We start from the raw sequence: 21,041 nt of genomic DNA, 5'->3' as shown, positions 1-21,041 counted from the left end.
GATGAGGAGGACCCACCAGGTGGCCGAGGAGACAGGCCGGCGCTACGCCGGGCAGGACCCCGCGACGCGTCGCGCAGCACGTCGCGACCAGCTGATGGCGGCGGGTCTCGACCTGTTCGCCACGCACGGCTACACGCGGGTCTCGGTCAAGCAGGTGTGCGATCAGGCGAAGCTGACCCAGCGCTACTTCTATGAGTCGTTCGAGGACCGCGAAGGTCTGCTCCTCGGCGTCTATGACGCGGTGGTCGCCGACACGCGCAGCCGCGTCGATGCGGCCATCGCCGAGAGTGATTCCGGCGTGGTCGATCTCGCGCAGTCGGCGCTGGGGGCGTTCATCGGACACCTCACCGACGACCCGCGTCTCGCTCGGATCATGCTCCTCGAGGTGGTCGGTGTCAGTCCACGACTCGAGGACCGCCGGTACCGGGTCATCCATGACTTCGCCGACCTGATCCTCGTCGCGGCCACCACCTCCGCGCAGATCGACGACATGTCGTCGCCGCAGTTCCGGTTGGTGGCCGTCGGGCTGGTGGGTGCGGTCAACCAGCTCCTCGTCGACTGGGTCCTCGGGAACGGATCACACGATCCCGACGAGATCCTCGCGGTGTGCACCGGCCTGTTCGCCGCGGCCTTCGATCGGTTCTACGACCCGACCTGAGGTAGGGGTCCGGTTCGGGTCGGCCTGCGGTCTAACGGATCTCGCGGTGTGACCGTGTCTCGACCTGCCGGACGAGATCGAGCAGGGCCGTGTCGGCACGCAGGGAGCGATCCAGGATCGGGTTGACGATGCCGCGCAGGAAGGAGACCGGCACCCACCGACGCGGGATCTGGATGCGCGGTGCGCGGCGTTCGACACCGCGCGCGACCGCGCGGCCGACACGTTCGGGTGCGATGGGGTCACGCAGGAACGAAGGAAACGCGCGCGCCACGAGAGCGGTGGCCAACTCGTCCTTGCCGAAAGCGACGTCGGCGATCGGCGTGGCGACCCAGCCGGGGTAGAGCACACCCGCCGACGCACCATGCGCCGCCAGTTCGACGCCCAGCGCCCGACCGATCTGTTCGACCGCGGCCTTGGTCGCCGCGTAGGGCGCATTGACCATGCCGTTGAGGTAGGCGTAGGTCGACGAGGTGATGAGCACATGTCCCTGCGACTCGACGATGTGGGGCAGAGCCGCGCGCACCGTGTTCCACACGCCAGCCAGATTCACCGCGATCACCCGTTCGAAGGTCCCGTCGGCGACGCTGAGCACCGTGTCGGCGGACTCGCCGCTGGAGATGCCGGCGTTGGCGTGAACCACGTCGATGCGGCCGAAACGGTCCGCGGCAGTGGTCATCACGTGGTGTAGGTCGTCGGGAGAGGTGACATCGGCCCGCAGGGCCAACGACCGGGAGGAACCCAATTCAGCGGCCACCGCGTCCACCGAGGCCTGGTCCAGATCGACCAGGACGACGATGCCACCACGACCGTGCAGTTCGCGGGCCACGGCACGACCGATCCCGCCGGCGGCCCCGGTGATCACGGTGACCGAACCGGACAGATCGATCCTCTTCGCACTCATGGACGTCATTGTGACACGCCGTCGGGTCAGATCAGTGTGTCGAGCCCGGATGCGACGATCAGATTCGACGCATGACGGTGACGACCTTGCCCAGGATCGCGGCCTCGTCTCCGGGGATGGGGGAGAACAGCGGGTTGTGCGGCATCAGCCAGACCGTCCCGTTCGTGCGCTTGAAGGTCTTGACCGTGGCCTCGCCGTCGATCATGGCGGCCACGATGTCGCCGTTGTCGGCGACGTTCTGCTGACGGACGACCACCCAGTCGCCGTCGCAGATGGCCGCGTCGATCATCGACTCACCCACCACCTTGAGCATGAACAGCGCGCCGTCGCCGACGAGCTCGCGGGGGAGCGGGAAGACCTCCTCGACGGCCTGTTCGGCGAGGATCGGACCGCCCGCGGCGATCCGTCCGAGAACCGGCACGTAGGTCGGCGTCGGCAGTGCGTCGGTCTCCGGGGTGATGTCGGCGGGATCCTGGTCCTGGACGTTGACCGCGCGAGGGCGGTTGTGGTCGCGCTTGAGGAAGCCCTTGCGCTCGAGGGTGCGCAGCTGATGGGCGACCGAGGACGTGGACGTGAGGCCCACGGCGTCGCCGATCTCGCGGATGCTCGGCGGGTAACCGCGCTCGCGAACCGATGCGCGGATGACCTCGAGGACCTTCGCCTGCCGCGAGGTCAGATCGGCCTCGCTGATGGGTCCCTCGGCGGCCTCGGTGGTGGTGACGGTGGTGTCGGACACGGTGTCCCTCCTGTCGCGGTCCGCCCCCGACGGGCCCTGTGGGCCTGTTCGAGAAGCGCGCGGACCTGCTGTCACCTGGGACAGTAGAGGACTTGATAACAACTTTCAAACATTTGTTCGATCGTGTCGGGACTTTGTCGGACCCCCGTGATCTAATCGAACATACGTTCATTCGAACGTCTGGTCGATGAGGAGAACGTCATGAATCAGACTCTCACGCGTCACACGGGCACCACCGGCGATGCGCCCGTCCGTCCGTCCGATCCCGCCCGCCGGACCGCGCCGCAGGGTGCGCCCGCGCGTCGCCGCACCGCCACTGTCGGATTGCGACCGGATGTCCGCCGCCCCGCGGGACGTCGTCCTGAGACCGTCCGTCCGCGATCGGGCGTCGCGTGCGGTGACGCCCGCCGCCAGGCGCCGCCGTCGCTGCGTCCCGCCCCGATCGGATGGGCCGTCGCCGTCGTCGTCGGAATCGGGCTCGCGGTCGTGATGTGGATGATGGTCGTCAGCGGTTCGGTGTTCGCCGACTCCACCGCGCCGGCGGTCAGTGGTACCGAACTGGTGCACGTGCGCGGCGGCGAATCGCTGGGCGAGCTCGCCACCCGGGTCGCACCGGATCAGCCGATGTCATCGGTCGTCGCGACCATCAAGGACCTCAATCACCTGAGCGGGTCGGCGATCACCGTCGGTCAGCCGCTGCTCGCGCCGACCTACCTGCGCTGAGTCGCGCGGTGGCGTTCGAGGACGGTCGGCGGGTGCGTCGGTACCCCGATGTCACCGCGGCCGTTCACACCGTGTCCGGGCTCGGATACACATCGGTATCCTGGTCACCAGGGGTTCGTCTCGGACTCCGCGTCGACGCCGGGAGTACGTCCCCGTCGTCTCGCCCACGGACCCGGCTCGAGGACACACCGATGCATTGCCCCTTCTGCAAGAACGAGGACACCCGCGTGGTCGACTCGCGTGTTGCCGACGAGGGCCAGGCCATTCGCCGGCGCCGCTCCTGCTCGGAGTGTGGCCGCCGCTTCACCACGGTCGAGAGCGCGGTGCTCGCGGTGGTGAAACGCAACGGGGTCACCGAGCCCTTCAGCCGCGAGAAGGTCATGCTGGGCGTGCGGCGGGCGTGTCAGGGCCGTCAGGTCGACGAGGACAGCCTGCGCCAACTCGCTCAGCAGGTCGAGGACTCGGTGCGGGCGTCGGGCTCGGCCGAGATCCCCAGCAACGAGGTGGGTCTGGCGATCCTGCAGCCCCTCCGGGAGCTGGACGAGGTCGCCTACCTCCGGTTCGCGTCGGTCTACCGTTCGTTCGAATCGGTCGAGGATTTCCAGCGCGAGATCGACGATCTCCGTGCGCTGCCGTCGCGTGCGTCGAACGCCCACGCGACGGTCGGATCAGCTGCCGAGGGCGTCGATCGCCCGTAGTACCCGCTTCTCCGACACCGGGTAGGCCGTGCCGATCCGTTCTGCGAACAGTCCGATCCGGAGTTCTTCGACCATCCAGTTGATCTGCTCGTTGATGACCGCCCGACGTGTGGGTGTGGCTCGGGCCAGCGCCGAGTTCCATCGGGCGGTGACGGTGTCGACGGCTCCCATGGCGCGGGCGTCCTGGGCAGCCGCCGCGGGCAGCTTGCCCAGTCGTACGACGATGGCGTCGAGATACGCCGGTAGTCGCAACAGATGGTCGAATCCCGTATCGGCGATGAATCCCTCGTAGACGAGGTGGTCGAGTTGTTCGGTGACGTCGTCGCGCACCGCGCCGGGACCGATCCGGTCGAGCTCGGTGTGGATCGGGGCCATTCGTGTCATCGCGTCACCGACGGCGGCGAGCACCCGTCGCGCCGACTGCGGAACGTCGCGGGCGACCTGTGCCCGCAGCGTGGCGTACCGGGCGCTGTCGGTGACGGCGTCGGTGGGACCGAGTGCACCGCGGATCGCCGCGCTGGTGCAATCGCGCAGCAGCGCGTCGGTGCTCGCATACGGACTCTGCGACAGCGCGATCCGGTCACCGACCGGTAGTTGCGCCACCGCACTGGGTTTGAGTTGCGGGATGGACAACTCGAGCAGGGCGACGATGCCCTCACGGGTCTGAGCGCGTGCCTGTGCGGGTGACGACGCCATGTCGACGACCACACCGCCCGGTACCGCTCGCAGCGACGGATGGCTGGTGACGCGTTGCCCGGCGATGGTGTCGACCACCGACTCCGCCAGGGTGCCGATGGTGGCGGGTGTCCACTCGGTCACCGGTGTCCGTGCCGGTTGCGTACCAGCACCGTCGGCGGCCGGTCCGCCGGTTCGTTTCTGTCGGGTCTGTCGCCGACTCGTCGTCGCCTCGACGGCGACGTGCGGTCTGGCGGCGGTCGTCACCGCCGCGACGAGATCGGTCAACGACGACGCGGTCGCCACGGGTGTCCCGTCCTCGGTCTCGGCGGCATAGGTCATCCGCAGGTGATCCGGGAGACCGGCCGGGTCGAAATCGGTGGGAGCGACGACAACACCGGTCCGACGGGTCAGCTCGCGGGCGAGGCCGGTGGCGATGGGCTCGCTGCGCGGGGTCAGCGCCGCGAGGGCGGGACCCGCGGCGTCCGCGGCGGGCGGCAGTCGTCGACGGATGGCCTTGGGGAGCGTCCGGACCAGCGCGACCGCGAGTTCGGACCGCAATCCCGGTACGAGCCAGTCGAATCCGGACGGTCGGATGCGGGGGAGCAGCGCCACCGGGATGTGCACGGTGACGCCGTCGCGGTCGGTCCCGGGGCGGAACTCGTACGTCAAGGCCAACCGCGCCTCGCCCTGCTGCCAGTGGTCGGGGTACTCCGTCGCCGAGATCGCGTCGGGGTCCGCGACGGCGTCGGCCGTCAGATCGAGGAGGTCTGGCTCGGTGGCACGCGCCTGCTTCCACCAGTTGTCGAAATGGGCGCCGGACACCACCTCCGGCCCGATCCGCTCGTCGTAGAAGTCGAACAACTGATCGTCGTCGATGACGAGATCGCCGCGCCGAGCACGGTGTTCGAGATCGCGGGCGTCGTCGAGCAGAGCGCGGTTGCGTTCGAAGAAGGGATGCCGGGTCCGCCACTCACCGTCGACCAGGGCGTGACGGATGAACAGCTCTCGCGACACCTCGGGGTCGATCCGCCCGAACGGCACCGGGCGGTTGACCACCAGCGGCACCCCGTAGAGCGTGACCCGCTCATACGCCATCGCACACGCACGCTTGATCGACCAATGCGGTTCGCTGTACTGGCGTTTGGCCAACGGGCCGGCGATCTTCTCCGCCCACTCGGGCTCGATACCCGCGGCGGTACGCGCGAACAGCCGCGATGTCTCGACGATCTCGGCGGCCATCACGAATCGCGGCGGCTTCTTCGCCAGGGGAGAGCCGGGGAACACGACGAACCGGGTACCGCGGGCGCCCAGGAACTCGCGCGCGTCGCCCTCCCGGACCCCGAGATGTCCCAGCAGGCCGGCGAGCAGCGATTGGTGGACCGCCGCGGGTGGCGCTGCTGTCGAGTTCGGCGACCACCCCTTGTCGGCGGTGATGCGCTCGAGCTGACGGTGCAGCTCGCGCCACTCCCGGATTCGCAGCCAGTGCAGGAACTCGCGCTCGCACTGCCGCCGGAACTGGTTGTTGGACAGGCCGCGTCGTGCCTCGTCGAGGTGGTCCCATAACGCCAGGATCGACAGGAAGTCCGATCCGGCGACCGAGTATTTCCGGTGCGCCTCGTCCGCGGCCTGACGGTGCTCGGCAGGACGCTCACGCACGTCGGGCAGCGAGAGCGCGGAGACGATGACGAGAACCTCGGCCAGGGCGCCGTTGTCGCGTGCGGCCACCAGCATCCGCGCCCACCGGGGGTCGACCGGGAGGTCGGAGAGATCGCGGCCCACAGGCGTCAGCGTCCGCTCGGCACCCTGCCCCTGCACCGCGCCGAGCTCGTCGAGGAGTCCGACTCCGTCGCGGATCGAGCGCGCGTCGGGGGCCTCGACGAACGGGAACGCGGCGATGTCGCCGAGTCCGAGTGCGGTCATCGTCAGGATGACCGAGGCGAGATTGGTGCGCAGGATCTCCGGTTCGGTGAACTCCGGTCGCGCGTCGAAATCGTCCTCGCCGTACAGCCGGATGCAGATGCCGTCGGCCACACGACCGCAGCGCCCGGCCCGCTGTCGTGCGCTTGCCTGCGAGACGGGTTCGATAGGTAGCCGTTGGACCTTGGTGCGCAGCGAGTACCGGGAGATCCGGGCCGTGCCGACGTCGACCACGTAGCGGATGCCGGGCACCGTCAACGACGTCTCGGCGATGTTCGTGGACAGGATGATCCGTCGCTGGGTCGAGGTGGTGAAGACCTCGTGCTGCGCCGCGGTCGACAGACGTGAGAACAGCTGCAGGATCTTCACGCCGGAGTCGGCGAGGCCCCGCAGGGCGTCGGCGGTGTCGCGGATCTCGCGTTCGGTGGCGAGGAACACGAGGATGTCGCCCGGGCCGTCGCGACTGAGTTCGTCGATGGCGGCGCGGATGGCCTGGATCTGGTCGAGGTCCTCGTGGTCGTGCTCGGGGTCGTCGGACTCGACCGACAGGGGTCGATAACGGATCTCGACCGGATAGGTCCGTCCGGACACCGTGATGATCGGAACGGGGTTCCCGGGCGTGGCGAAGTGCTCGGCGAAGCGACCGGGATCGATGGTCGCCGAGGTGATGACGACCTTGAGATCGGGGCGGCGGGGGAGCAGCTGTTTGAGGAAGCCGAGGATGAAGTCGATGTTGAGACTCCGCTCGTGTGCCTCGTCGACGATGATCGTGTCGTAGGCACGCAGCAGCGGGTCGCGCCCGATCTCGCGGAGCAGGATGCCGTCGGTCATCACCTTGACCAGGGTGTCGTCGCCGGACTTGTCGTCGAAGCGGACCGAGAAACCGATGGTGCGGCCGAGTTCGGTGTCGGTCTCCTCGGCGATGCGGGCGGCGACCGCGCGAGCGGCGATCCGACGGGGCTGGGTGTGCCCGATCGTGCCGCGGACGCCGCGCCCGAGTTCCAGACAGATCTTCGGCAGCTGGGTGGTCTTACCCGATCCGGTCTCGCCGGCGACGACGATCACCTGGTGGTTCGCCAGCGCCTCCGCGATCTCCTCCCGGGCACCCGAGATGGGGAGCTCGGGTGGGTAGACGAGCGTCGGTACGGACTCCCGACGGCGGACGAGTCGCGCCTGCGCGGACCGCAGGGCGCCGGTGAAGCGGTTGCGGTCGGTGTCGGTGCGCAGCCGGGACCGGCGGCGTCGCAGCCGGTGCTCGTCGGCGATCGAGACCTCGTCCCACGCGATCGCGTCGCCGTCGGTGTCGGTGCTCGGACGGGGCCGACGGGTCTGGTTGGACATGATGGTCTCCAGGATATTCGTCATCGCCGAGACGGTGCCGGTGGCGTCGGAATCGATGGGTGTGGACGCCGGAGGCATGATGTGTGCCATGACATCGACGTTGTGGCATGGATTCGCCGACATGGGCGCAGTGAGCGCGAACGGTCCGTTCGCCATCGCACGAGGCGAGGGCGTCCACATCTGGGACACCGAGGGGAGGCAGTATCTCGACTCCACCGCAGGCCTGTGGTTCACCAACGTCGGTCACGGCCGGACCGAGATCGGCGACGCCGTCGGACGCCAGCTGGGCACCCTCGCCCACTACTCCGGCTTCGGCGACATCGCCCCGGCGATCACCATCGAACTCGCGGAGCGTCTCGGAGAGATCGCCCCGGTGCCGGGCAGCAAGGTGTTCTTCACCTCAGGCGGCAGCGACTCCATCGACACCGCGGCGAAGCTCGCCCGTCGGTACTGGCACGAGAAGGGTCAGCCGGACAAGAAGCTGATCGTCGGCCGGACGAAGGCCTATCACGGGATGCACGTCGCGGGCACCGCGCTGTCCGGGCTACCGCCGAACCGCGACGGGTACGGCGAGCTGATGGCCGACGCCGCCACCATCGACTGGGACGACGCGAAGAGCCTGCTCGGCCTGATCGAGCGCGTGGGTGCCGACTCGGTCGCCGCGTTCTTCTGCGAACCGGTGATCGGTGCGGGCGGTGTCTATCTCCCCCCGGAGGGCTACCTCTCCGAGATCCGGCAGATCTGCCGCGACCACGACGTCCTGTTCGTGGCCGACGAGGTGGTCACCGGCTTCGGCCGCATCGGCGGATCCTGGTTCGCCTCACAGCGATTCGATCTCGCGCCCGACATGGTGACCACGGCCAAGGGGCTGACGTCGGGGTATGTCCCGATGGGTGCCGTGTTCATCGCGCCGCACATCGCCGAGCCGTTCTACTCAGGTGGGGTCTGGTGGCGTCACGGCTACACCTACGGCGGTCACGCGGGCGCCGCCGCGGCGGCGATGGCCAACCTCGACATCATCGAACGCGAGGGGCTCGTCGGTGAGGCCGCGCGAATCGAATCCGACCTGCACACCGCACTCGCGCCGCTGGCCGACCACGTCGCGGTGTCCGAGGTCCGCAGCGGCATCGGCGCGATCGCCGCCGTCCAGCTGGCCGACCCCGCCACCGCGCCTGCCGCCGTGGCCGCACTGCGCGCCCACGGGGTCAGCGGTCGCGCCGCGGGTCAGGGTGCTCTGCAGATCTCGCCGGCGTTCGTGATGACGACCGAACAGGTCCACGAACTGGCGCAGCGCATCGGTGACGCACTCGACCACCTGGTCCCCTGACGCCCGGGGCTGACGGTTGGTTCGACATCCCGGTGTCGGCGATGACCGTTCGTGGAGCCATCGAGCTCGAGGAGACCGAGCACGGCGTCCTGCCGCACCGACTGCCGCAGTGGGCCCTCGACCAGGTCGGCGACGACCGTCTCGCCATGTCCGAGACCCAGCCCGCCGGGGTACGGATCACGTTCCGCTCGGCCGCGACCACCGTCGAGGTGGACGTCCGCGCCACCAGGGTCGTCTACCCGGGACTACCGCCGCGGCCCGTGGGGCTCCATGATCTGCTCGTCGACGGCCGACTCGTGGCGCAGGCGAGCGCGGCGACGGCCACCACGCTGTCGGTCGACATGGCCACCGGAGCGGTGCAGACCCATGTGGGCGAGGTGGCCACGCTGCGGTTCGACGGACTGTCCGGGCGCGCCGAGGACATCGACATCTGGCTGCCGCACAACGAGACCACCGAGATAGTCGCGATCCGGTCCGACGCGGCCGTCGAACCCGTCCGCGCCTCCGCGCGACGGGCGTGGCTTCACCACGGCAGCTCCATCAGCCAGGGGTCCAACGCGGGCAGTCCGTCGCGCACCTGGCCCGCACTCACCGCCACCGCCACCGGCGTCGAGCTGACCAATCTGGGATTCGGCGGCAACGCGTTGCTCGACCCGTGCGTCGCCCGGGTCATGCGGGACACCCCGGCCGACCTGATCAGCGTCGAGATCGGGATCAACCTGGTCAACGCCGACCTGATTCGCCTGCGCGCGTTCGGTCCGGCCGTGCACGGGTTCCTCGACACCATCCGTGACGGCCACCCCGACACCCCGCTCGTGGTCGTGTCGTCGATCTGCTGCCCGATCCACGAGGACACCCCGGGCCCCGGTGCGTTCGACGTCGCGGCCCTGGCCGCCGGCGAGGTCCGGTTCCGGGCGACCGGTGATCCCGCGGAGACCGCAGCCGGGAAGCTCACGCTGAGGGTGATCCGCGACCGTCTGGCGGACATCGTCGCGCAGCGCCGCCGCCACGATCCGACGCTGCATCATGTGAACGGCCTCGACCTCTACGGTCCCGCCGACGCCGTCGAGCTGCCGTTGCCGGATGCGCTGCACCCGGATGCGGCGGGACACCGACGGATCGCCGAGCGGTTCGCAGAGCTGACCTTCGGTCCCGGCGGGCCGTTCGCGGGCTGATCAACCGAGTGGGTTCACGTTTCGAGATGAGTTGACGGCGAATCGGTTTGGCCGGTGGCCTGCGGTAGCCTCGCGCAGATGAGCTCCTGGTTGGCCCCGACCGCGTTCGTCGATCGCACCGTGGTGCTCATCGGAGGCGGGTCGGGTGTCGGGTTGTGTGTGGCGCGCGCGGTGGTCGAGGCCGGCGGACAGGTCGTCCTCGGCGGTCGGACACAGCAGACGCTCGCCGACGCCGCCGCCGATCTCGGCGACGGCGCGCGGTGGCGCACGGTGGACACATCCGACGCCGACAGCGTCTCGGCCTTCTTCGGCGACATCGACATCGTCCACGGGGTGTTCACCACCGCGGCCACCTATGTGACGGGCCCGATGCGCGACCTCGGCGAGGCCGAGGCCGCGACACCGTTCGAGTCGAAGTTCTGGGGCCAGTACCGCGTCGTGAAGGCGGCGCTGCCCCGGCTGGCCGACGATGCGTCGATCGTGTTGATGTCGGGCGCGGCGAGCGTCCGTCCGCCCGGCAGCGCGCCCGCCTACATCGCCGCCAACGCGGCCGTCGAGGGCCTGGCCCGGGGATTGGCGGTCGAGTTGTCGCCCGTCCGCGTCAACGCGGTCGCGCCGGGGACCATCGACGGGAACCTCTGGCGAACGCGTGATCCGGACGTCCGCCGCGCCGCGTTCGGCCAGTATGTGAGCGCGGCCACGATCGGTCGCCTCATCACCGAGGACGAGGTCGCGCAGTCGGTGGTTCATCTGCTGCTCAACGGCGCGATGACGGGATCGGTCGTCTACCCGGACGGCGGTTACACCTTCCGTTGACGTCGGTGGCCCGGGGTCGCTCCGCGCTGCGAGGTCCTGCGAGCTCTGGTTGAATCCCGACAAATGCGGCAGAGACTCGGATCAGTGCGGCCACCGGAGCACGCGGAGACCGTCGGCGGTCTCCTGACCGCCACCGCGCGATCGGTGCCGGGCGCCACTGCGATCGTCACCTCCACCGGTCGGATCAGCTACCGCGACCTGCTCGTCGCCGCGACCGGGTACGCCCGGCACCTGGCTCTCGGCGACACGTGGTCGCCGGTGGCCGTCCACCAGGACGGGACCGTCGACGCGGTCGCACGCTCGCTCGGGGTGATGATGTCCGGACGGGCGCTGGTCGCGATCGACACCGGCCTGCCCGCCGAGCGGGTCGCCCGCATCGTCGACGCCTGCACGGCGTCGACGATGGACGATCTCCCGACGTGCCGCCCGAGGGGCCGTGAGTCCGAGTCCTCCGCCGACGTGGACCCCGACGCGATCGCCATGATCTGTTACACCTCGGGATCGACGGGAGATCCGAAGGGCGTCATGCTCGCTCACCGGACCCTGCTGGCGAAGGTGCGCGACATCGTCGAGGGCCAGGGGTTGCGCGCGGACGACCGTCTCGGAGACCTGCTCCCGCTCGGCTTCAGCGCGGGCATGAACACCGTGCTCGCCGGGATCGCCTGCGGCGCAACGGTGGTGTGCGCCGACCCCCGCGACACCGACCTGGTCTCGCTGGCCACCTGGCTGCGGTCGGAGTCGGTGACCACGCTGCACAGCTCGGTCGTGGCCGCGCGGGCGCTCGGCTCGGCCGCGCGATCGGGGGCAGTCGATCCCATCTCGACGGTTCGCCAGGTCGCCTACTACGGGGAGGCCGCCACCGGATCCGACGTGGAACAGACCCGACACGTCTCACAGCCGGCCCCGGCCATCGTGAACTGGTACGCCGCCACCGAGGTGGGGATGATCGGCCATTCCGTGCTGACGCCGCACGACGCCCTCCCCGTCGGGCGGATCGCCGCCGGGCATCCGCTTCCCGACCGCCGCGTCCACATCGTCGACGAGCACGGATTTCGGATCGACGCCGGCTCGGTCGGCGAGGTGGTCGTCGTGGGCGGCCCGATCGCCGCCGGGTACCTCGGTCGAGCGTCGACTCGGTTCTTCACCGACGAGGCGGGGGTCGGTGCGTATCGCACCGGCGATCGCGGGCATCTCGGACCCGACGGCACCCTGCACCTCGCCGGCCGGGTGGACGATGCGGTCAAGATCCGGGGGTATCTCGTCGAGCCCGGTGAGGTGGAGTCGGCACTGTATGGCCAGGACGGGGTGCAGGAGGCGTTCGTCTGCGCCACCGACATCGACGGCGGCACCGAGCTGGTCGCCTACGTCAGTGGCCCGATCACCGCGGAGGCCGACTCGGACAACCGGATCCGCGGTGAGCTGCGGTCGGTCCTGCCGGAATGGATGGTGCCGCGGTACGTCGTCGCCCTGGCGGCACTGCCGAGAACCGAACGCGGCAAACTCGACCGGGCCGCGCTGCCCGAACCCCGCGTGCGCGCCACCGCACGCAGGCGTCGTGGCGCACCCGACATCGTCGACTCGGTCGCCCGCTACGCGGTCACGCTGGCGATGGGTACCGACGACATCGACGCAGATGCGGACCTGATGGCGCTCGGTGCCGATTCGCTGGCGCTCGCCCGGATCTCGACCACCGTCCGTCAACGCATCAACGGCGACATCGACTTCGCCGCCTTCACCACCACCCCCACGATCGCGGTGCTGGCGACGAGCATCCGCGACCACTACCGCAACGGCGGCGGTGTCCGCGAGGGCAACGGCGTTCTGGTGCCGATCCGCACCGCGTCCCCCGACACCGTCGAGACGACCCCGCTCTTCGTGGTCGCCGGTGCAGGCGGTCCGGCGTCGTCACTGATGGCGATGGCCCGACACCTCACACCGGGCCGGCCGGTCCACGGCCTGCAGGCTCTCGGGCTCGAACGGACAGGACGCCCCGATCGCAGCGTCACCGCGATGGCGCGCCGCTATGTGGACCTGATCACCGCAGTGGCGCCGCACGGGCCGTACCTGCTGGCCGGACACTCGATGGGCGGTGTCGTGGCGCTGGAGATGTCCGCGCAGCTCGCCGAGCGAGGTGAGCAGACGCGTCACCTGATCGCGATCGACACGTCGTTGTCCGAGAAGCTGATCGCCGATCTCGACCCCGAGGATCCGCCCGCCGCCGACCCCGACGAGATCGATGAACCCGAGGTGCAGTACCAACCCGACGTCTCGGTGTCGAAGCGGCAGTTGGTGGCGTTGGTCGCCAAGATCCCGTTGGCCGGACGCGTGATCTTCGACCCGGTGACGCAGTGGATCATCTTCTACCGCCTCGGTGGACGCCTCACCGACCGACACCGATTGCGCCGGATCGACGCCCCGATCACCGTTCTCGCCGCGCCAGGAACCCGTCATCGACGCCAGTGGTGGCAGGCGGTGACCAGCGGTGCGGTCGACATCCGGCCGGTGCGCGGCGGGCACGTCGAACTCCTGCACGAGCCCTACGTCGGTGAGGTGGCGACCATCGTCGACGACGTGCTCGACGCCTGACGGCGCCCGGTTCAGCCGGGTTGGATCTCCATGTCCGTCACACGGATTCGATCGGACTCGTCGACGTCCGGGTCGGTCGCGATCTCCACCTGCGCGGTCAACGACCACCCGTGGTCGCCCTGCGGGTCGTCGAAGGTCTGACGGACCCGCCACACGTCGTCGCTCTCGTCGAGGGCGAAGAGCTGCGGACTGCGGGCCTGCGGTCCGGCGTCGAGCTCGCCGTACTCGTCGAAGTACTCGGCGAGCTCCTCGCTCCACGCGACATCGGGGTGGGTCCGGTAGAGCGTGGGCCAGTCCCGCCGCGATACGGCGCTGATCAGTGCGAACATGTGGTTGCGTACCTGCACCCGGCACGCGCGGAGGTTCGGACCGGTGGTCGGCGGACGGGCGTCGGTGGGTGCGCTGTCGTCATCGGGGTGGGTGAGCTGTTCCCATTCGTCGATCAGGCTGGAGTCGACCCGGCGCACCAGGTCGCCGAGCCACTCGATGAGATCGTCGAGCTCGGGGGTGTGCTGCGCGGTCGGTAGGCCGTGACGTGCCGACCGGTAGACGTCGGTGAGGTAGCGGAGCACGACTCCCTCGCTGCGCGCGAGTTTGTAGCGTGCGACGAAGTCGTTGAACCCCATGGCCTGCTCGACCATCTCGCGGACGATGGACTTCGGTGACGGGGGAGTGCCGGAGACCCAGGGGTGTCCGCGCCGGTAGATCTCGAACGACCCCTCGAGGAGGTCGAACAGCGGCATGGGCCACGTGATCTCCTCGAGCAGCTCCATTCGCTCGTCGTACTCGATGCCGTCGGACTTCATCTCGGCGATGGCGACGTCGCGTGCGGCGCTGCGCTGCGCGCGCAGGATCGGTCGGGGGTCCTCGATGGTCGACTCGATGACCGACAGCGCGTCGAACGCATAGCCGGGGTCGTCGGTGTCCAGGATCTCCAGCGCTGCGATCGCGAAGGAGGACAACGGGTTCGACAACGCGAAGTTCGCCGGGAGGTCGGTGGTCAACCGTACGGCCTTGCCCGAGGCGTCCGGCTCCATCGACTCGACGAGGCCCGCGGTGCGCAGTCCCCGGTAGATCTCGATCGCCCGCAGGATGTGTTTGCGCTGCCGCTCGCGCGGCTCGTGGTTGTCCTCGAGGAGATGACGCATCGAGGTGAAGCAGTTGGCCGGACGGGCGATCACGTCGATCACCATCGAGGTGGTGACCTTGAAGTGCGACCGCAGCGGCTCGGGCGGCGCGGCGATGAGCCGTTCGAAGGTCGGCTCGCCCCACGAGACGAAACCCTCCGGGGCCTTCTTGCGTTGGATCTTCTTGAGCTTCTTCGGATCGTCGCCGGCCTTCGCGGTCGCACGCGCGTTCTCGACGTCGTGTTCGGGGGCCTGGGCGACGACGAAGCCGCGGGTGTCGTAGCCGGCCCGGCCGGCGCGACCGACGATCTGGTGGAACTCGCGTGCCTGCAGATGGCGTGTCTTGACGCCGTCGTACTTCGTCAGGCCGGTGAGCAGCACCGTGCGGATCGGGACGTTGATACCGACACCGAGGGTGTCGGTGCCGGCCACCACCTTGAGGAGTCCCTGCTGCGCAAGGCGTTCGACGAGTCGTCGGTAGCGGGGGAGCATCCCGGCGTGGTGCACACCGATCCCGGCGCGGACCAGTTTCGACAGCGTGTTGCCGAAGCCGGAGGTGAATCGGAAATCACCGATCGCGACCGCGATGGCGTCGCGTTGCTCGCGGCTGCAGATGTTCGCGCTGAGCAGGGCCTGGGCGCGTTCGACCGCAGACGCCTGGGTGAAGTGCACGACATAGACCGGTGCCCGGTCGGCCTCGATCAACCGCTCGATGGTGTCGTGCACCGAGGTCAGCACGTAGGAGTAGTCGAGGGGGACCGGCCGTTGGGTGCCGGTGATGGACGCCGTCTCGCGGCCGGTGCGGCGTCGGAGGTCGTCGGCGAAGAACGTGACGTCCCCCAGGGTGGCCGACATCAGCAGGAACTGGGCGCGCGGCAGCTCGACGATCGGGACCTGCCAGGCCCAGCCGCGTTCGGTGTCGCCGTAGTAGTGGAACTCGTCCATGACGATCAGTCCGACGTCGGCATCGGCCCCGGTGCGCAGCGCGAGGTTGGCGAGCACCTCGGCGGTGGCGCAGATGATCGGTGCGCCCGCGTTGACGGTGGCGTCGCCGGTCATCATGCCCACCGAGTCGGCCCCGAACTGTGCGCACAGGTCGAAGAACTTCTCGCTGACCAACGCTTTGATGGGCGCGGTGTAGAAGGTGCGCTGACCGCGACCGAGTGCGAACGACGTCGCGCCCGCGGCGACCAGGGACTTACCCGACCCGGTGGGGGTGGACAGGAGTACGTTGGCCCCGGAGACCAGCTCGATGAGCGCTTCCTCCTGCGCGGGATAGAACGTCAGACCCCGCGATTCCGCCCAGCGGGAGAACTCGTCGAACAGCTCGTCGGGGTCCGACGTCCCCGAGGGGATGAAGGTGGCCGGTGCGTCACCGCTCACGCATCACCCGGCAGAACCCGGCTGCGCATCGTCGTCGGAGTCGTCGTCCGGGGTCACGTCCGGCTGATCTGCGGTCGATGTGTCGACCTGGTCTGCCGTCGACGTGTCGACCTGGTCTGCGGTCGACGTGTCGACCTGGTCAGCGAGGAAGCGTTCGAGTTCGGCGCCGAGTTCGTCCGGACTGGGTAGCGCCTCTTCGGCCGCGAGCAGCGACGCCTTCTCGGTCTGCGCACTGTTGAACGCGTCGTACTGGTTCTCGAGCGCCGACACCACCGATTCGACCTCGGTGTTGCCCGAGACCTCGGCGTCGACCTGGGTGCGCACCTTGGCCGCTGCGTTCTCGAGTGCGGCGACCGGCAGGTCCAGCCCGGTGACCTTGGCCAGTGACTGGATCAGCGTGGCCGATGCGCCCGGGTACTGCGCCTGGGACAGGTAGTGCGGCACGTGCACCGACAGGCCCGCGGTGTCGTACCCGCTCTGCGCCATCCGCAGCTCCACGAGCATCGAGGCGCTGGCGGGGATCTTCAGCTCGCTGCCCCACCGCGGGAGGTCGCCGAGCATCTCCTGGTCGGAACCGTGCGCGGTGATCGACGACGGTCGGGTGTGCGGGATGGCCATGGGGATCGCGTTCAGGCCGACCACCGACGACACCTGGAAATGATCGGACAGGCGTCGCACGGCTTCGACGAACCGCTCCCACCGCAGATCCGGTTCCGCGCCGGCGAGCAGCAGGAACGGCCGACCGGCGTTGTCGCGGATCGCGTGGATCGTCAGCGTGGGCATCTCGACGTCGGTGAACTCCTGGCCGGAGAACTCCATGGTGGGACGACGCGAGCGGTAGTCGATCAGCTCGTCGGTGGAGAACGTGGCGACGAGCTCGGACTCGAGGCTGTCGCGCAGATGTTCGGCCGCCAACGCGACGGCGTGTCCCGCGTCCGCGAAACCCTCCATCGCGTGAACCAGAACCGGGCCGGTGCCCTCGTCACCGGTCACCTGGGGTACGGGAAACTCCAGCTCGTACAACGTGGATTTCTCGTCCATCGTGGCCTCCTTGTCGGCGCAATTGTCGCCCACCGCCGCATCGACGGCCAAATGACTCTCGGCCGGGGCCGAGATATCTGTGTGGGGACGTTCGCCTCTGTGCAACGACCGCGACGGGGTCGGGTGTTCCCCGCGGAGCAGGTATGCCCGTTCGCGCATGACAAACTCGGAGATGCACGACACACTGGTCGCGAGATGTTCTGGACAGGTGTCCATCGACCGGATGTGCCCGACAGACGTCACGAAAGGGCGGAAAACGCATGCCACAGCAGGTTCGCGGGGTTGTCTCGATGAGCAAGGGGGCGCCGACCGAGGTGGTCTCGATCACCCTGCCCGACCCCGGGCCGCGCGATGTGATCGTCGACATCGCCGCGTGCGGGGTCTGCCACACCGACCTCGCCTACCGCGAGGGCGGGATCAACGACGAGTACCCGTTCCTGCTGGGCCACGAGGCGGCCGGGCGGGTCGAGCAGATCGGCGACGAGGTGACCCATGTCGCCGTCGGAGATTTCGTCGTCCTGAACTGGCGCGCGGTGTGCGGACAGTGTCGGGCGTGTAAGCGGGGGCGTCCCTGGTATTGCTTCGACACGTTCAACGCGAGTGTCCCGATGACGCTCGAGGACGGAACGGAACTCACCCCTGCGCTGGGCATCGGTGCGTTCGCCGACAAGACGCTCGTCCACGAGGGGCAGTGCACCAAGGTCGCCCCCGACGCCGACCCCGCCGTGGTGGGTCTGCTCGGGTGCGGGGTGATGGCCGGGCTCGGCGCGGCGATGAACACCGGTGGGGTGGTCCGTGGTGACAGTGTCGCGGTCATCGGATGTGGTGGCGTCGGCGACGCGGCGATCGCGGGCGCCCGCCTGGCCGGTGCGACGACGATCATCGCCGTCGACCGGGATCAGCGGAAACTGGACTGGGCCACCGACCTCGGGGCCACGCACACCATCGACGGATCGCAGGTCGACGACGTCGTCGCCGCGATCCAGGAGCTCACCGACGGCAACGGCGCCGACGTGGTCATCGATGCCGTCGGTCGACCGGAGACCTATGAGACCGCGTTCTATGCGCGGGATCTCGCCGGCGTCGTGGTCCTCGTCGGTGTGCCGACCCCCGAGATGACACTGGAACTGCCGCTGGTCGACTTCTTCTCCCGCGGTGGCGCACTCAAGTCGTCCTGGTACGGCGACTGCCTTCCCGAACGCGACTTCCCGATGCTGGTCGACCTGTATCAGCAGGGACGGCTGCCGCTGGAGAAGTTCGTGACCGAACGGATCGGACTCGACGACATCGAGTCGGCGTTCCACAAGATGGAGGCCGGCGAGGTCTTGCGTTCGGTGGTGCTCCTGTGAGCCTGCGCATCGACCACGTGGTCACGTCCGGGAAATTCGAACTCGACGGCGGCAGTTGGGATGTCGACAACAACATCTGGATCGTCGGTGACGACCACGAGGTCGTCGTCATCGACGCGGCCCACTCCGCGGACCCCATCGTCGAGGCCGTGGCCGGGCGTACGGTGCGCGCCATCGTCGCCACGCACGGGCACAACGACCACATCACCGTCGCCCCGGAACTACGCGACCGCCTCGACGCGCCGATCCTCCTGCACCCCGGTGACGACATGCTGTGGCGTGACACCCATCCCGAGGTCGACCACGGTGACATCGAAGACGGCCAACGGATCTCCGTCGCCGGCACCGAGCTGATCCTGATCAACACCCCGGGGCATTCGCCGGGGTCGTGCTGCCTGTACGCACCCGAGGCGGGCGTCCTGTTCAGCGGCGACACGCTGTTCTCCGGCGGACCGGGTGCCACCGGGCGGTCGTTCTCGAGTTTCCCGACCATCATCGAGTCCATCCGCGACAAGATCTTCACCCTCGACCCGGAGACGTCGGTGCGCACCGGGCACGGCGATTCCACGTCGGTGTCGGCGGAGGCCCCACACCTCGAGGAATGGATCGCGCGGGGGAACTGAGCCGCGTCGTCGTGTCGGTCCCGTCCCGGACCGCCGTCCGGTGGCACAGTTGCGTGGTGACATTCCTGCCTCGCCGCCTCGACGGCCGTCCCGTCCGACGGTCGTCGAGGCGTTCGTCGGCGGCAGTGGGTGCGCTGGCGCTGTGTGTGCTCATCGCGGTGGCCGGCTGCGCCGACGGCGTCGACGGCGACCCGGTGGCCGCGTCGGGCGCACCCTCGGGTTCGTCGGACGGTTCGTCGGCCCGGCTCGACCGGCTGTCGTTGACACCGGCGGATTTCCCGGCGTCGTACCCCGCGACCCGGTTGCGCAGTGAGCAGGCCGGGCAGGCGCTCGCAGACCTCAGTGGTCACGCCCCGGGGACGACGGTGACCCCGTCGGGGTGTGAGCCCCCGCAGATCCCGTCGGGTGACGGCGAATCGGTGGTGCTGGTGGGCATGTCGAGCACCGGAGGCGCCCTCACCGTCGTGACCACGACGTCACAGACACCGTTGTCCGACCTCGAGGACCAGATCCGCCGGTGCGCGTCGTACACCACCGACATCGGGGGCGTCACCGCGCAGGTGAGTGCGGAGGTGCTGCCCCCCTCGCCCGTCGAGTCCCAGCAGTCGCTGGCGTTTCGCCGTGTCGTGCGTTCGGGACAGGCGCCGACCACGCTGACCCAGTCCACCACCGTGCTCGCGGCCCAGAACGACGGCGTCCGTGTCTTCGCGAGCTATCTGTCGTTCTCCGGCTCACGACCCGACGGGGAAGCGCTCGACGCGATCTTCACCAAGGCGGTGCAGAAGTCGCGGTCGGGGTAGCGCAACTGTGGGTGTCGGCCCTCCTGTGCACAACCTGACCGTCGCACCCTGCCGAGGCCCGGCGATGTCGTCGTCGGGACGCACAGTGGCTGACATGACCACAGAACCGCGCACCGTCACCTTCCGCGACCCCGGTGACCTCATCGCCGCCGTGCCCGCCATGGTGGGCTTCATCCCCGAACGATCCCTGGTCCTGCTGGCGTTCGACGCGAGCGGCACCAGGATCGGCGTGACCATGCGACACGATCTCGACCTCGACTCCGACGGCATCGCCACCGAGGCGATGGAGGTGATGATCGCCCACCTGTGCGAGATATGTCTGCGCGACAACACATCCGGTGTCATCGCCCTCGTCATCGATGACCGTTTTGACATCGACGCCCCGTGCTGGGATCACCTCTTCGCACTGATCGACTCGGGTCTCGAGGACGTGGGTCTGTACACCGGTTTCGTGGTCGCGGACATGGCTCTGGGTGAACCGTGGCTGACCCGGTGGGGAGCGATGGGCACCCATGGTGACCGAGGAATCCTCGATGATCCGCGGTCGAGTGCGATGGCCGTGGCGCACGCGGTCACCACCGGCCGCGTCGTGCTCCGATCGCGCCGCGAGATGGTCGACTCGACGGCCCGCACGACGCATTGTGCCGACCCCTCGTGCACCTACGCCGTCGACTCACGAACGAAGGCCGCGGCCGCCGGTGTCGACGACAGCGAGCTGCTGCGGCGAGTGCTCGACGCCGTCCTGCACGGGCTCGACACCCACGTCGACTGCGTGCAGCTGCGGGTCCTGGAGGCGGCGATCCGCCGACCCCCGGTGCGCGATGCGCTGCTGGCCCTGGCGGTCTCCGACGTCTCCGACGCGGCCGAGGCGGTGTGGGCCGAGCTGACCCGACGGTTGCGCGGGGGCGGCAGGGCCTGTGCAGCAACGCTGTTGGGCCACCTGCACTATGTGCGCGGAGACGGGGCGATGGCGGGCGTCGCCCTCGACTGCGCACTCGACTCCGACGTGGGTTACTCGCTGGCAGCGCTTCTCGACCGGTCGCTGCGGGCCGGACTGCGGCCGTCGACCCTCGAAGAACTGCTCCCCACCAGCTACGCCGCCGCGGACAGGCTCGGCGTGATCATGCCCGCGCCCACCGAGCGCGCGGCCGGCTGAGGCAAT

Annotated in this window: 16 protein-coding genes; 11 read left to right on the top strand and 5 right to left on the bottom strand. The window is 69.2% G+C overall.

Going from position 1 to position 21,041, the window contains the following annotated elements; genetic code table 11:
* Nucleotides 1–19 precede the first annotated feature (19 nt).
* The gene (locus tag JHC79_RS05895) at nt 20–658 is read left to right on the top strand and encodes a TetR/AcrR family transcriptional regulator (protein WP_296389234.1); all 639 of its coding nucleotides are present in this window, start codon (nt 20–22) and stop codon (nt 656–658) included.
* Nucleotides 659–689: 31 nt separating this feature from the next.
* Here JHC79_RS05895 and JHC79_RS05890 read toward each other — a convergent pair whose 3' ends face one another.
* Together JHC79_RS05890 and lexA are read right to left on the bottom strand one after the other, a co-directional pair.
* Nucleotides 690–1,559 (bottom strand): SDR family NAD(P)-dependent oxidoreductase, encoded by an 870-nt coding sequence (locus tag JHC79_RS05890; RefSeq protein WP_296389233.1) that lies wholly within the window; start codon nt 1,557–1,559, stop codon nt 690–692.
* Between the two features lie 58 nt (nt 1,560–1,617).
* Nucleotides 1,618–2,295, bottom strand: a complete 678-nt coding sequence (gene lexA / locus JHC79_RS05885) for a transcriptional repressor LexA (RefSeq protein WP_296389232.1) — start codon at nt 2,293–2,295, stop codon at nt 1,618–1,620.
* Between the two features lie 201 nt (nt 2,296–2,496).
* On the opposite strand from lexA, the gene JHC79_RS05880 reads away from it, so the two are divergent.
* A complete protein-coding gene (locus JHC79_RS05880) occupies nt 2,497–3,018 on the top strand; it encodes a LysM peptidoglycan-binding domain-containing protein (protein ID WP_296389231.1) in 522 nt (173 codons plus the stop codon).
* 191 nt (nt 3,019–3,209) lie between these two features.
* On the top strand, nt 3,210–3,716 hold the full coding sequence (nrdR, locus tag JHC79_RS05875; protein WP_296389230.1) for a transcriptional regulator NrdR: 507 nt from the start codon (nt 3,210–3,212) through the stop codon (nt 3,714–3,716).
* Here nrdR and hrpA read toward each other — a convergent pair.
* Nucleotides 3,687–7,676, bottom strand: coding sequence for an ATP-dependent RNA helicase HrpA (hrpA, locus tag JHC79_RS05870; protein WP_296389229.1), 3,990 nt, complete (start codon nt 7,674–7,676; stop codon nt 3,687–3,689). The two genes, nrdR and hrpA, sit on opposite strands and share 30 nt — an antisense overlap.
* 64 nt (nt 7,677–7,740) lie before the next feature.
* Between hrpA and JHC79_RS05865 the strand changes: the two genes are divergently transcribed.
* From JHC79_RS05865 to JHC79_RS05850, 4 genes are all read left to right on the top strand, one after another.
* The gene (locus JHC79_RS05865; protein WP_296389228.1) at nt 7,741–8,979 is read left to right on the top strand and encodes an aminotransferase class III-fold pyridoxal phosphate-dependent enzyme; all 1,239 of its coding nucleotides are present in this window, start codon (nt 7,741–7,743) and stop codon (nt 8,977–8,979) included.
* 41 nt (nt 8,980–9,020) lie between these two features.
* Complete coding sequence (locus tag JHC79_RS05860) at nt 9,021–10,154, top strand: GDSL-type esterase/lipase family protein (RefSeq protein WP_296389227.1); 1,134 nt, start codon at nt 9,021–9,023, stop codon at nt 10,152–10,154.
* Between the two features lie 78 nt (nt 10,155–10,232).
* Nucleotides 10,233–10,970, top strand: a complete 738-nt coding sequence (locus JHC79_RS05855) for an SDR family oxidoreductase (protein ID WP_296389226.1) — start codon at nt 10,233–10,235, stop codon at nt 10,968–10,970.
* 84 nt (nt 10,971–11,054) lie between these two features.
* Nucleotides 11,055–13,556, top strand: coding sequence for a non-ribosomal peptide synthetase (locus JHC79_RS05850; RefSeq protein ID WP_296389225.1), 2,502 nt, complete (start codon nt 11,055–11,057; stop codon nt 13,554–13,556).
* Between the two features lie 11 nt (nt 13,557–13,567).
* Here the strand turns inward: JHC79_RS05850 and JHC79_RS05845 are convergent, their stop codons facing one another.
* Nucleotides 13,568–16,066, bottom strand: a complete 2,499-nt coding sequence (locus JHC79_RS05845; RefSeq protein WP_296389224.1) for an RNA helicase — start codon at nt 16,064–16,066, stop codon at nt 13,568–13,570.
* A 3-nt stretch (nt 16,067–16,069) separates the two neighbouring features.
* A complete protein-coding gene (locus JHC79_RS05840; RefSeq protein WP_296389223.1) occupies nt 16,070–17,107 on the bottom strand; it encodes a PAC2 family protein in 1,038 nt (345 codons plus the stop codon).
* A 260-nt stretch (nt 17,108–17,367) separates the two neighbouring features.
* On the opposite strand from JHC79_RS05840, the gene JHC79_RS05835 reads away from it, so the two are divergent.
* The 4 genes from JHC79_RS05835 to JHC79_RS05820 all read left to right on the top strand — a co-directional run bounded on the left by JHC79_RS05835 (nt 17,368) and on the right by JHC79_RS05820 (nt 21,035).
* Nucleotides 17,368–18,456, top strand: a complete 1,089-nt coding sequence (locus JHC79_RS05835) for an S-(hydroxymethyl)mycothiol dehydrogenase (protein WP_296389222.1) — start codon at nt 17,368–17,370, stop codon at nt 18,454–18,456.
* A complete protein-coding gene (locus tag JHC79_RS05830) occupies nt 18,453–19,079 on the top strand; it encodes an MBL fold metallo-hydrolase (protein WP_296389221.1) in 627 nt (208 codons plus the stop codon). The genes JHC79_RS05835 and JHC79_RS05830 overlap by 4 nt, the downstream gene beginning before the upstream one ends.
* Before the next feature lie 56 nt (nt 19,080–19,135).
* Nucleotides 19,136–19,879 (top strand): hypothetical protein, encoded by a 744-nt coding sequence (locus tag JHC79_RS05825; RefSeq protein ID WP_296389220.1) that lies wholly within the window; start codon nt 19,136–19,138, stop codon nt 19,877–19,879.
* A 94-nt stretch (nt 19,880–19,973) separates the two neighbouring features.
* A complete protein-coding gene (locus JHC79_RS05820) occupies nt 19,974–21,035 on the top strand; it encodes a DUF4192 domain-containing protein (protein ID WP_296389219.1) in 1,062 nt (353 codons plus the stop codon).
* Nucleotides 21,036–21,041 lie beyond the last annotated feature (6 nt).

Source organism: Williamsia sp., assembly GCF_016462415.1.
In the GTDB taxonomy this organism is placed as follows: domain Bacteria; phylum Actinomycetota; class Actinomycetes; order Mycobacteriales; family Mycobacteriaceae; genus Williamsia_A.
Note: the sequence above shows the minus strand (reverse complement) of the source record. Positions and strands in the feature narration are given on the sequence as shown.